We start from the raw sequence: 13,069 nt of genomic DNA, 5'->3' as shown, positions 1-13,069 counted from the left end.
GCTGGAATAGCCTCAGTAAAGCCACTGTTTGCGTTATCTTTAAAATCCTAATTTTATTTGAAAAAACGCTTTATTATTTAATTTTTTTCTGTTATTATTTATTTTAGCTAATCTAGATCATAATGGGATGTAAGTAGCTTTAAAAATTTTACTTACATCCCATTATGATCTACTTCATAATTTTATTATTTCATACTTAATGCTTCTTTTTTCAAAACTCGAAAAATTTTACAATTGCTCATCAAATATCTAATAAACCATATCGCTTTTGTAAATCAAGTAACTTCATTCTTGCAACGCCTGCGTTATCAGCTAAATCAGCAAACTCTACAAAGCGCCGTAATTCCTTTTTCAGCAGATTACGCTCAACTTCTATAGTTTCTCTATCTAAGTCTGGTGGCAAAACAATCATGTCAAATATTGTCGCGCGTTCTTTCGCAGGATGAGGACGTAAAACTCGTCCCCGTCGCTGGATAAACTGACGGGGATTACCAGAACTTGATAAAATCACCGCAGTTTGAATTGCCGGAATATCGACACCTTCATCTAAACAACGAATTGCGACTAAACCTTGCAACTCTCCACTTTCAAATTGATGCCGTAAAATTTCCCTTTCTTGTAAAGTTGTTTGGGCTGTATAGGTACTTACCTTGTAACCTAAATCCACACCCAGAATTTTAGCAACAGCTTTGAGTTGGCGTAGAGATGAACGTTGTCCCGCCTCTTGGGAACCATCACTACAATAAAAAAGTGTATGAGTAGTTTCGCGGCGAGTGATCATTAAATCCCGCAAAGCATTTAATTTATTTTCCGCCGCACCAATTAACCTTGCTCTTTGCATCAACAACGGCTTTAAATCTTCATTGTCTTCAAATCCCGCTTCGCCATTTTCTCGATCTCGATAAAGAAGTGATCGCCCAATTTTTTTAGTTAACTTTAAATAGGCAATACTTTCTGCTTCAGTTAATTCCACCAACACCGGATAATACAAATAATGTACCAAAGCACCTTGAGCGATCGCATCCCTCAAAGTAAACTCTGGTTGGAGAACTGGGCCAAAATAATCAAATAGAGATTGCGTACCAAAATCATCAAAATATCTCTCTGGTGTGGCAGATAAAGCCAGTCTCAACCCAACACTGCGCGGTAAACTTTCTTCTAATTTGGGTGCGCCTAAATTATGTGCCTCATCACCAATAATTAAAGTTTTCGCGGGAAAATATTTGAGTTGAGACTGAAAACCATCTCCAATTAAAGTGGAGTTCGTAGTAATCACAGTCACAAACCGTTGAGAACCAGAACGCAGATTATAAATTTCGGTAGAAAGTTGACTTTGCCAAGTACGTAAATTCTCAAAAGCTAAAATGGGTTGCAAATTAAATTTTTCACATTCTCGCGCCCATTGGGTGACGAGATGACGATAGGGACACACTACCAACAGAACTTGTAAATTAATCTGTTGGTAGAGTTCACAGGCGATCGCTAGTGCAGTAATAGTTTTACCACTACCAGTAGCCATTTTCAGCGTCCCTCTGCCATTGTTGGTAAACCAGCTAGCAATCGCTTGTTGCTGATATTGCCGCAATTGCAAAGACACAGGCATTCTTGGGCATCCTGGTAATGGTTGCAAAGTGTAATAACTGCCCAAATTTTCCCTTGCAATTGGTAATTTCAACCAGAAAGTGGGCAGTTGCTGCACTGAATTTTGCGTCAGGTACATAAAATGTTAAGCACAAAGATGGTAACGAACCCTAATTAATGGGCATTGGGCATTAAGAGTGCTGAGTGCTGAATGCTGAGTGCTGAGTTAGGAGTTAAGAATTATCTCCCCTTGTCCTCTACTCTCCCTCATCTCCCCCACTCCCTACTCCCTACTCCCCACTCCCCATTACTCAGTTGTAACCACGCCAAACACCAATGAGAGAACCTTGCACCTGCACTTGTTGAGCCATGACTTCAATGGGATTGTACTTAGGATTTGCTGGTTTGAGGGTAACCCGATCGCCTTGGCGATAAAAACGTTTTAATGTTGTACCGAATCCATCGACTCTGGCGGCGACGATAGTACCATTTTTTAAATGATTTGGTTCTGCTACTGGACGCAGAAATACCACATCGCCATCAGCAATTAAATCTTCAATCATGCTATCGCCAGCTACCCGCAAAGCGTAAGTTTGGGGAGGTAAATCGAAATTAGAAAAGTCTAAATGATCTACAGCATCAGTAAACGGTTCTATTAAACCACCAGCAGCGATCGTGCCCAAAATTGGTACACCTTGCTTAACAGGACGCAAAATCCGAATCGTTCGTGCTTGGCCTTCAGTCCATTCTATATATCCCTTAGTGCGTAAATGTTCTAAACGACTTTGAATTGGCGCTGGTGACTTCAAGTTCATCGCTTGCATCATTTGCCGAATTGAAGGCGAATGCTGGTGCGATCGGATGTATTCTGCCAACCATTCGTAAAGTTCTTGTTGAGCTTCAGTTAGACGTTCCATAAAAAAAGCGGGAAGTAATTATAAATGTCTCTAGAACATTAGTACTACAAAAAACTCCCCATAACAAGAGAAAAATGAAAATATGAAAGTCAAAAGCAAAAATATTCTCTTTTCTTTTACCAATTTATTCTTGATTTTTACAAATTTTAAGTAGTTAAGAGCCAGCTGCCCACTCGCCATTCTGACTCTTAACTTTTGTACAGACGCGATTAATCGCGTCTTTTAACTCTTTTCATTTTGCCCCTAAGATACTTGCAAGTAAAGCTTTTTGGGCGTGCAAGCGATTTTCTGCCTGTTCCCAAACTCGTGATTGAGAACCTTCAATAACAGCTTCGGTAATTTCTTCACCACGATGGGCTGGTAAGCAGTGTAAAACAATTGCCTCTGGTTTTGCAAGGCTCAATAGCTGCTCCGAAATTTGATAAGGCTGGAAAATTGGCATTCGATTGTCTGCTTCTGCTTCTTGCCCCATACTCGCCCAAACATCAGTGTAAAGTACAGCAGAACCCTTAGCTGCTAATTCTGGATCATGAGTGACGAGGACTTCCGTTTTGTTATTAGCGATCGCTCTTGCTTGTTCTACAATCTTAGAATCTGGCTCATATCCGCTAGGGGTGGCAATTCTAACATTCATTCCCACCAAAGCACAGCCCAACATCAGAGAATTAGCCATATTATTCCCATCGCCCACGTAGGTCAAAGTTAACCCAGCAAGGGTGTTAAAGCTTTCTTGAATCGTCAATAAATCAGCTAATACCTGACAAGGATGTTCTGCATCGGTAAGCGCATTAATTACCGGAATCTTGGCATAGTGAGCAAAAGTTTCTAAATCTTGCTGTGCAAAAGTGCGAATTGCCAAAATATCCAGATATCGGTCTAACACACGGGCTGTATCCTGTAAAGGTTCTCCACGACTAACTTGAGTGACATTAGGGTTGAGATCGATTACCTGTCCACCCAGTTGGTACATCGCCACAGTAAAACTTACCCGTGTACGAGTTGAAGCTTTGGAGAACAATAACCCCAAAACTTTATTACACTGCAACTTCAACTGTTGTGATTTAAGTTGAGTTGCCAATTGCAGGAGTTCTTGAAGTTCTGTTGGACTGATGTCCGCCAGACTTAATAAATCTCGTCCGAGCAATGCTGCCATGCTTGTGATCTGTAAAAAATAATTATCATGGTAAAATAAGACTAGTGGAAGGGTAATCAACCACTTAAAAAACCCGATTGCTACCTAACACGTAGACGAGGCAGTGCGGTCTTGGGGTCTCCCCAAGTGGAGCAACTGCCGTGCTGAACCTTCTCCCAAAGGGAGAGGCTACGCCAAGACAATTGAAGATATAGGGTTCTATTCCATAGTTTTAGAACATCCCAGGAATAGGTAAAATCTTCTCTACGAGACGCTAACGCGAACATGGGAGCTAGACAAACAGCATTTAAATCAAACAAATTTTGGAGCAATCCAACTACGGTAGGGCATACCGGAAGTTAAAACTTCTCTTCGAGACGCTGCGCGAAGGGGAGAGAACCACAAGGAGGCTAAGATACCGCAAGGGGTCTAGGTTAAGTGGACTCGTTGAACCAAGAATCCCTTCGGCTTTAGCCGAAGGGAGTGTCAAATATTTTTGTCCCTTTATTCAGCTGTGTCAAGAAAATACAGTTTTAAAACTTTACCAAATATTTTTGCATCTAGCCCAGGATTTGAGTTAGCTTTTGCCATGCATACTAATTTATCAACTTTATCAGTGAGCAGAATCACTGATTTTTTTATGCTAATCACAGTTGCAACGCCAATTAAACGATCTAGGGGCACAAAAGCAGCGATATTGGCAAAATCTCTGGTCTTCTAGCCTAATTTCTGAACAGGGAGATATTTTTTAGCAATTACAGCTAGACAAAGAAACTTATTATGGTACAATAATAAATCGTGGTTGCTAATTAAAAGCAATCGCCAAAGTTGCCAGCATAGCACAGTGGTAGTGCATCCGACTTGTAATCGGAAGGTCGCGAGTTCAAATCCCGCTGCTGGCTTTAACGAAAAATCCCCCAAAGGCGGAGGTTTTTGGCTCTACATTACACGAGTTGATGTTTTAGTCTTTAACTAAACCGTATATTTACATATTCATGAATTCGCAAGTTGTCGGTAGCGTTCCTGAACTTGCTGAATCGAAAACAAAGTTTCAAACTTCAACCCTGCTGACTGGTACAACTCACCCCCTCCTTGCTGTCGGTCTACCAGTGAAATTACTTGACTTACGGTATAACCTGCATCTTTAAGACGCTCAACTGCTTTTAAAGCAGATTGCCCAGTTGTCACCACATCTTCCAAAACTACTACTTTTGCACCTTCTGGTAAACTGGGGCCTTCTATATAAGCTTTCGTTCCATAACCCTTGGCTTCCTTGCGAATAATCAGCGCTGGTATGGGTCGGTTTTCATAAACAGAAACTATACTCACTGCTGTCACCATTGGGTCAGCCCCCATCGTTAAACCACCTACAGCTTGTGTATCTACGGGTAATAAAGGAAACAGCAATCGTCCAACAGCTAAAGCTCCTTGAGGGTGGAGTGTTACCTGCATCTTATTGACATAATAAGAACTACGTAGCCCAGAAGCGAGAACAAAATCACCCTCTTGATAAGCCAGTTGAGAAAATAAATCTAGTAGCTTGTGGCGCAAAATAGTCAAATCAGCAGTAGTTGCCCAAATATCTGAGTGGGTAAGAGTTTCAGTAGGATACGTCATTACAAAACATTAAAAGTTGTGCTACACCAAAGGTTGAACTCATCAGAGTTCTGAAATTAAGCATAAATTAAGATTGCCCAAAAATTGAGGAGTTAGGAACGTGGGTATAAAATTTAAAACCTTTGGTGGTTTATTGGTAATGCTTGCTGCTGGTATTGCTTTTCCCTCTGTTGCATCTGCCCAAACGGAAACCCCCAAAACTGAAACTACGAGTGATGTATTTGAGCGAGCTTATTTTCGTCACGATCGCAATTTCTACGAAAATGGTAGCCTCAAGCGCCAACTAGACTCACTTCTAGGAGCTGGTTACGGTTTCGGTGGTTCCTTCCCAGAAAATGAAATTGCCCGCGATGCTCAGTTGCTTAACACTTTATATCATGATGTCCTGACTCAGCAAGTTGGCAATGATCCATATATTCGCACTCCTGATTTACCAAATCCTTACGACACATCGCTAATGATGTCTCCTCGTTTGAATAGCAACAAACTCAAAGTAGGAACTGAATTCAGGTTTGAAACTTTACCACCTCGGTAACAGTCTTACTCTATGAAGTCATTAGTCCTTAGTTCCTTGTCATTTGTCAGCAACTATTGACTAATGTCTGAATTACCAGATTATGGCTGGAGGAGTTGAAGAAAAATGTCAATGCTCAAGATAATTTAGTATTACTTATGTCCCAATCATCTTTGAGGGACTTGTAACATAACACATATTGTTTTTTAATGATTCAGTGCGCCCTGCTGGAATCGAACCAGCCTGAAGGCGAATTATGAGTTCGCTGCCTCCCCAATCGGCCAAAGGCGCTTGTTTTGTTGGCTTTTTGCTTGCTAGGAGTTAATCATTTAAACTTTTAGTTTAACTTTCTTGGCTAATTCCTAGTGTGAGCAAGGTATGTTAGGTAATTACCTATTTATAGCATGAATCTATGGTCTATAAATACTCAATCTGGAAATAAGCTAAAACTTAAATAAAATGGAAAACTCGATAAATTAGAAACGTTTGTCGGCTCGAAAAAAACAAAATTTGGGTTTGGACGGCAGTGAACCACTTAGAAAAGAGCATTTTGGCTGAGTTTAAGGCGATCGCATTTGCATTGAGCATGAGTTAGGACGATAAACTCATTTTAGACTAAGGATAAGCTATAAAATAATAGTTAATACTATCGTAATATTGCTCTTTAAACTCCTCTTCATTTAAAGGCTTTGCACCGTTGAGCCAGGAATCTAGCAAAGAAATTTTCAGTCCACATTCCAAACAAAGTAAGTTATAAATATCTTCAGGTTTAGTTGCGTAGTAGCCTGCCGTTGGTAAAGCAAACTCAAAGATTATAATAGGCTTGTCTCTTTTAATAACATTTTTTGCGCCAACTAAAACTTGCAGTTCTGCTCCTTCAACATCTATTTTTATGAATGATATCTTTTGATTGCTATGTAATTTACTCTCTAATATATTATCTAAAAGATCAGTTTCTACAGTTATTTCAACTATTTTCTTGTTTGATGTAAATTCCTGACCCTTCTGTAAACTGCTGTAAGCAGAATTGTCTACCACATAATTAAACTTTGCAGTCCCTTTTGTGTCACTTAATGCCATGTTAAATATCTCAACGTTTGGCATATCAAATTGTTTAACTAAATACTTATATGAAATAGGTAATGGCTCAAATGCAAAAAACCTACCTTGACTACAATATCTCATCATTATACCTAGTATAATTCCGTGATGACAGCCTACATCCACACAAATCGAGGAAGAATCCAAGGCTTTTTTGATGACTTTTCCAGTTAAATAGTCATAGTTAATTGCTTTACGGGCTGTTTTGGATAAAAATAATTTTGCTACAAAGAGTTTAAGATAAGGAATATTTTCTACACCTATTAATAAGCTAAGAATACGTATAGCTAAAAGTTTCATAATTAAATCTTTTATATTTTCACAACTATGTTATTGTTGATATCTAAAAAATCTATGACTAGACTTTAATTCAAGAGTAACAAATGAAATATATATGGAGCTACATTAAAAGTCAACCCTCTCTGGTAAGAAAACTTAATATCATCATTAGACCACTTGCAAAAATAAATTATGGTATGGTAGAGGGTTTTAAATGATATTTGTGTAACAGTGGAATGGTTCAAACAGATGGAGATAGCTAAAACGTAATATAAATCCCCCTAAAGCGAAGACAGATGTGGGGCAAACCGTCTTGAACGGGTTGTGCTGTAGAGCGCAGATGGCGATTAAAACCTATAAAGGGTGATTTTCAAAAGGCTGAAACGACGTATTTACGTTATATAGACAAGATTGTACTTTTGCACAGTACGTAAGTAGTATAGCCTACCAAATTTTTATATTACATAATTTAATTATGAAATAGTGCAAACTAATATTGATTAAGTTCCTTTAAGGATTGAGGTCAAAAGCTTCACTATTCTTAAATAGACCAGCATTCTTATGTGATAGCTTGTCAGCGATGAAAATAAATTCTACTGTACTTCTTACTTTGATTTTGTTAATCCTGATGATGGGAGCAGGTTCTGTGAGCGCCTTTTTGGGGTTTGAATTGGGGAGTTCAGCACTTAAAGGCGTTACTACACCAGATGGGCGTCCCACAACCAAATTTGCCAGTAATAAGACAAATAACTCCCAACAGGGAGGGCTAGTGTTATTAAAAGAGGACGAAATTCTGAAAATTGTCAAAGCGCGAATTGAGGGTAAGACCAAGGCTGATAAATCGGAAAAGCTAGAGGACGATGATGAAGAAACCAATAGCAGCAAGCAGAAGCCAGAGGAGAAACCCCCAGCAGTAGTTGAAGAAAAACTCCAACCAGGTTTTCCAGTTACAGCCTTGAGTGAGGGCGTAACCATGTCTGTACAATCTGTCCGCTACTCTGGTGGTGATTTGCTACTGAAGGTGAAAATGCAGAACAAAGGTAAAGATTCTGTGCGCTTCCTATATAGTTTTTTAGATGTTACCGATGATAAAGGACGAACCCTGAGTCCTAGTACAGAGGGTTTACCAACAGAATTGCCTGCAAATGGGCCAGCATTTACAGGTACAGTGAGCATTCCCACAGCTTCACTTGATGATGTCAAGAAAATATCACTTGCTCTCACTGATTATCCCGCTCAAGAATTAAAGCTAGAGGCATTGAATATTCCCGTAGAAAGGTAGATTGGGCATTGGTGATTATCTGTTATTTTTTACTATTCCCTATTCCCTATCCCCTATTCCCCTAAATGGAGGGCGTGAGTTTTACACGAGCTTTGGTGGTGATTGGTTTTCCTAATTTAATTTGGACAGACGTGGCGCTACGGTTATTGTCAGTGCTACTGCTGATTGCCATAAATGCCTTTTTTGTGACGGCGGAATTTTCGATGGTGAGCGTGCGGCGATCGCGTATTCACCAGCTAGTTAAGGCTGGCGATATTCCAGCGATCGCAGTCGAGATGCTACAACGTAGTATTGACAGGCTACTATCTACCACCCAGTTAGGTATTACCCTCTCCAGTTTGGCATTGGGATGGATTGGCGAAAGTACGATTGTCGTGCTGGTGAATGCATGGTTAAAATCCTGGCCTTTACCAAGTAGCATGACTACCTTCTTGGCGCATTCTCTATCAATTCCCATTGCTTTTTTCTTGATTGCCTATCTGCAAATTGTGATCGGAGAATTATGTCCCAAATCCTTAGCTATGCTGTACTCAGAACAGCTAGCTAGATTTTTAGGGCCTTCGGTAAAAGCGATCGTGCGTTTTTTTGGGCCCTTCATCTGGATTCTCAACCAATCAACTCGTTTTTTATTGCGGATTTTTGGCATCCAATACACAGGTCAAGGCTGGAGGCCACCTGTGACTCCCGAAGAATTGCAACTGATTATCTCTACAGAATGGGGGTCTACTGGTTTACAGCGTGCGGAGCGAGAATTGCTCAATAATGTCTTTGAGTTTGGGGATGTCATGGCCCAAGATGTGATGATCCCCCGCACCAGTATTATCACGCTGCCAAAAGATGCTACCTTCCAGACATTACTCAAGGAAATGGCTGCTACTGGTTACTCTCGTTATCCCGTGATTGGTGAATCTTTAGACGATGTTCGTGGCATTGTTTATTTTAAAGATTTGGCACAACCTTTAGCTGTAGGAAAGCTCAGTTTAGAGACACAAATCCAACCTTGGATGCGTCCCGCCCGGTTTGTTCCCGAACACACGTCCCTGAGTGAGCTTTTGCCCATGATGCAGCAAGAGAAACCAGCTATGGTCATGGTAGTAAATGAATTTGGCTCTACTGTGGGACTAGTGACAATCAAAGATGTCATTGCCGAAATCATTGGTGACGCCAGCGAACCTGAAAGCAACGACGACTTGCTGATTCAGATGTTAGATGAGCATAAATTTTTAGTGCAGGCGCAGATCAACCTCGAAGACCTCAACGAAGTTTTGCATCTCGATTTGCCCCTGACAAGAGAATATCAGACGCTAGGGGGCTTTTTGCTGTATCAGTTACAGAAAATTCCCGCCAAAGGCGAAACCTTCCGTTATCAAAATCTCGAATTCACCGTAGTATCAATTGTTGGCCCACGCCTGCATCAAATTCAACTGCAACGGTTACAAGAGTTAGGAGTTGAGAGTTAGGAGACGCGATTAATCGCGTCTGTACAGGAGTTAGGAGTAGCCCTTTCAAGGTGACTAGTAAAATCTCTTTTTTTCTCTCTGCGCTGCGCCAGTTGCTTCTCCCTACAGCCCTTCTCAAGACAGGAGACGCTGTTCGCGTTCGGGCATCCTACGGCAGGCGCTAGCCTCTCACGAATGGGATTCGGGGAGACGCTCTTGCTAGCAAGATCCCCGCAGGGGTACAAGTCTCTTAACCGCAAGGGCGCACTGGCTTCTCTGTGCCTCTGCGGTTTAAAAGTAATTTTTCTAACCTTATTAGGCGCAAAGAACGCAGAGTAAAGAGCAATACGCTTGGGTTAAGGCTAAAACTCTTTATCAAGGTCAAATTTTTTAACGAACCGCAGAGGCGCAGAGGGAACAGAGAGAAGAAAAAAATGCTTAACCCAAGCGTATTGGCTTAAAGAGGAATTTCTGGTCTAAAATTGTTATCCACCTTGAAAGGGCTAGAGTTAGGAGTTAAAATTCCTAACTCAAGAAGCATACACCAGTGGATCAACCAGTCCCAATTCGGCAAAAGCTGCTAGGCGCAAGCGACAAGAATCACATACACCGCAGGCGACATCTCCACCGGCATAGCAAGACCAAGTTAGCTCCCAAGGAACTCCCAATTGGTTGCCCAGTTGGATGATTTCGGTTTTTTTCAGGTTGATCAGGGGTGCAACAATATTTATTGGTTGTCCCTCACGCCCTTGTTTGGTTCCCAGGCGAAAAACTTCCTGCATCGCCTGGATATAGTCGGGGCGACAGTCAGGATATCCTGAGTAATCTAAGGCATTGACACCGATATAGACACGTTCAGCTGCGATCGCTTCGGCAAAACCAAGAGCAAAGCTTAAAAAGATGGTATTACGAGCCGGAACGTATGTGACAGGAATATTTTGAGACATTTCATCTAGCGATCGCTTCTGGGGTAAATCAATGGCATCATCGGTAAGCGCCGAACCGCCCCATTGTCGTAAGTCAAAGTTAACCACCTGATGTTTTGCGATCGCAGCTTTTTGAGCAACAGTGAGGGCTGACTGTAACTCTCGTCGGTGTCGCTGCTGGTAATCAAAGGAAATAGCATGGCATTCACAGCCATCAGCCTTAGCTTTATATAGAATTGTGGAAGAGTCTAATCCCCCAGATAACAGAATTACAGCTTTCATCTCGGTTGCAAATTTTGGATTTTAAATCACCAAATTACACCTCAACATTTCTGGTCAGTCAGCAATGCCAAAGCGACTCCTGAACCCTGTGAGTAATGGCAAACAACGCCGCACCTTAAATATTCCAAAGAAACAATCTACACTAGTTTCTCTCAAAAAGCGGTGCAATGTCTTCTCTACTAGTACAGCGGGCGCAAAAATCAAGCTCCCATTTTAAAACTTGCAAAAGCCTTGATATACAAAACTTTTGAATGCGTGAATGCGTGACTTCCCCGAACGCTTTCTTTATGTTGAGCAAAGTCGAAACACAGCGTCTCTAAGAGTTGGGGCTGATTTTTGCCTTGCGGTACTAGACGCTACGCATAACTTGCTTCTTTGCAGGAGTAAGTTTCTACGATCAATAGTGCAAATAATCATACAAAAATCTTTTCAAGTAATCAGTGGCGATCATTTCCAATAGCATTTTTCTTTCAAAAAGCACACATGTTACTTTTTCAGGACTTTGTAATTTTAGTAGTATCAATTAAATATTGATCCCGGTAATTAATTGTCTAAATGCAACAATTAAGTTAAGTCGGAGCAGAAGAAGCCGACGCTAGAAATTTAAAGAATTTACACTTAAGTCTTACTCAATGTTTTAAAGTTAATAAAAAGATACATGTTTATTGTAGAAAGTGCAAAATCTAAAGCATATCCGAACTATCTATACAAAAGATATCTGGATTACGGGAACCGATCACAAACTTTGAAATTCTTCATAAACATAGGCTCTATGTTACCATCTGGATGGTTTTAGACGGATCGTAACTGGCTTTCGAGTATAAACGCCAACGGCCGTAACGTCTCTAAATTTGGTGGTTGAGGAGAGAATAATAGTGCAAAATAGCATGTCAGTGGCAGAACCGAATCCATATACACAGCGTAACCAGCCACGACCGATCCGCATAGGCGTGATTGGAGTGGGTAACATGGGACAACACCACGCTCGCGTGCTGAGTTCAATGAAAGATGTTGAACTAGTCGGAGTGGCAGATATTAACGTTGAGCGAGGTTTAGAAACTGCCAGCAAGTACAAGGTGCGTTTTTTTGAAGATTACTGTGACCTGCTACCCCTTGTGGAAGCCGTTTGTGTCGCTGTTCCCACCCGGCTGCACTACGCTGTGGGCATCAACTGTCTGTTAGCGGGAATTCATGTTTTGATTGAAAAACCGATCGCAGCCAGTATTTCTGAGGCAGAGTCCCTAGTAAATGCCGCAGCTGAGTCTGGATGTATCCTGCAAGTAGGTCATATTGAGCGTTTCAACCCAGCTTTTAAAGAACTGAGCCAAGTTCTGAAAACAGAGGAATTGCTGGCGCTAGAAGCCCACAGGATGAGTCCTTACTCAGATCGGGCAAACGATGTTTCGGTTGTGCTGGATTTAATGATCCATGACATCGACCTACTTCTGGAATTAGCTGCTTCCCCAGTCACAAAATTGACTGCTAGCGGTACTCGCGCCCTGGACTCTGGTTATTTAGATTACGTAACTGCCACCTTGGGGTTTGCCAATGGTATTGTTGCTACTCTGACCGCCAGTAAAGTTACCCACCGAAAAATTCGCCGGATTGTCGCCCATTGCAAAAATTCATTCACTGAGGCAGATTTTCTCAAGAATGAAATTTTGATTCACCGACAAACAAATGCTAATTCTCTCTCCGACCACCGACAAGTACTTTACAGGCAAGATGGTGTGATTGAAAAAGTCTACACCAGCAATATTCAACCCTTAAGTGCAGAATTAGAGCATTTTGTCAACTGTGTACACGGTGGCAATCAACCCTCAGTAGGTGGTGAACAAGCTCTCAAAGCCCTAAGACTGGCAAGTTTGATTGAGCAGATGGCACTGGAAGATCGAGTTTTGAATCCATTAGACTGGCAATCGGAATCAAGAGTACAATCATTGACCCCGACAGCCTAAAAGAAGAAGAGGGGGACAAGGTAAAATTTTCTCCCTTTTCT

At 41.2% G+C, this 13,069-nt stretch carries 10 protein-coding genes, 2 tRNA genes and 1 pseudogene; 6 read left to right on the top strand and 7 right to left on the bottom strand.

Annotation, left to right across the window (positions count from 1 at the left end; translation table 11 throughout):
* Positions 1-241 precede the first annotated feature (241 nt).
* The 3 genes from LC653_RS09605 to argF all read right to left on the bottom strand — a co-directional run bounded on the left by LC653_RS09605 (position 242) and on the right by argF (position 3,651).
* Positions 242-1,720, bottom strand: coding sequence for a DNA phosphorothioation system restriction enzyme (locus LC653_RS09605; RefSeq protein ID WP_229494261.1), 1,479 nt, complete (start codon positions 1,718-1,720; stop codon positions 242-244).
* A gap of 172 nt (positions 1,721-1,892) precedes the next feature.
* Complete coding sequence (gene lexA / locus LC653_RS09600) at positions 1,893-2,498, bottom strand: transcriptional repressor LexA (RefSeq protein ID WP_229494260.1); 606 nt, start codon at positions 2,496-2,498, stop codon at positions 1,893-1,895.
* Positions 2,499-2,730: 232 nt separating this feature from the next.
* Entirely contained in the window at positions 2,731-3,651 is a 921-nt protein-coding gene (gene argF, locus LC653_RS09595) for an ornithine carbamoyltransferase (protein ID WP_229494259.1), read from the bottom strand.
* A gap of 809 nt (positions 3,652-4,460) precedes the next feature.
* Here argF and LC653_RS09590 point away from each other — a divergent pair.
* Positions 4,461-4,532, top strand: a tRNA-Thr gene (locus LC653_RS09590).
* 91 nt (positions 4,533-4,623) lie between these two features.
* On the opposite strand, the gene pyrE is transcribed toward LC653_RS09590, so the two are convergent.
* A complete protein-coding gene (gene pyrE / locus LC653_RS09585) occupies positions 4,624-5,247 on the bottom strand; it encodes an orotate phosphoribosyltransferase (RefSeq protein WP_229494258.1) in 624 nt (207 codons plus the stop codon).
* A gap of 100 nt (positions 5,248-5,347) precedes the next feature.
* Here pyrE and LC653_RS09580 point away from each other — a divergent pair, with 100 nt between their 5' ends.
* Positions 5,348-5,782 carry a hypothetical protein gene (locus tag LC653_RS09580; protein ID WP_229494257.1) on the top strand — a complete coding sequence of 145 codons (435 nt, stop codon included), beginning with the start codon at positions 5,348-5,350 and terminating at the stop codon, positions 5,780-5,782.
* Between the two features lie 197 nt (positions 5,783-5,979).
* On the opposite strand, the gene LC653_RS09575 is transcribed toward LC653_RS09580, so the two are convergent.
* Positions 5,980-6,052: transfer RNA gene (locus tag LC653_RS09575), tRNA-Ile, on the bottom strand.
* Between the two features lie 170 nt (positions 6,053-6,222).
* Between LC653_RS09575 and LC653_RS09570 the strand changes: the two are divergent.
* Positions 6,223-6,317, top strand: a pseudogene (locus LC653_RS09570) (IS1 family transposase); the annotation flags it as partial.
* Positions 6,318-6,376: 59 nt separating this feature from the next.
* Here the strand turns inward: LC653_RS09570 and LC653_RS09565 are convergent.
* Positions 6,377-7,162, bottom strand: coding sequence for an FkbM family methyltransferase (locus LC653_RS09565; protein ID WP_229494256.1), 786 nt, complete (start codon positions 7,160-7,162; stop codon positions 6,377-6,379).
* A gap of 559 nt (positions 7,163-7,721) precedes the next feature.
* On the opposite strand from LC653_RS09565, the gene LC653_RS09560 reads away from it, so the two are divergent.
* Both LC653_RS09560 and LC653_RS09555 read left to right on the top strand, forming a co-directional pair.
* Complete coding sequence (locus tag LC653_RS09560; RefSeq protein ID WP_229494255.1) at positions 7,722-8,423, top strand: hypothetical protein; 702 nt, start codon at positions 7,722-7,724, stop codon at positions 8,421-8,423.
* A 65-nt stretch (positions 8,424-8,488) separates the two neighbouring features.
* Positions 8,489-9,883 (top strand): hemolysin family protein, encoded by a 1,395-nt coding sequence (locus LC653_RS09555; RefSeq protein WP_229494254.1) that lies wholly within the window; start codon positions 8,489-8,491, stop codon positions 9,881-9,883.
* 509 nt (positions 9,884-10,392) lie between these two features.
* On the opposite strand, the gene queC is transcribed toward LC653_RS09555, so the two are convergent.
* A complete protein-coding gene (gene queC, locus LC653_RS09550; RefSeq protein ID WP_229494253.1) occupies positions 10,393-11,070 on the bottom strand; it encodes a 7-cyano-7-deazaguanine synthase QueC in 678 nt (225 codons plus the stop codon).
* An 875-nt stretch (positions 11,071-11,945) separates the two neighbouring features.
* Here queC and LC653_RS09545 point away from each other — a divergent pair.
* A complete protein-coding gene (locus tag LC653_RS09545) occupies positions 11,946-13,028 on the top strand; it encodes a Gfo/Idh/MocA family protein (protein ID WP_229494252.1) in 1,083 nt (360 codons plus the stop codon).
* Positions 13,029-13,069 lie beyond the last annotated feature (41 nt).

This window comes from Nostoc mirabile CHAB5784, from assembly GCF_020829645.1.
Classification (GTDB): Bacteria; Cyanobacteriota; Cyanobacteriia; order Cyanobacteriales; family Nostocaceae; genus Nostoc; species Nostoc mirabile.
This window is presented reverse-complemented; position numbering and strand designations above follow the sequence as displayed.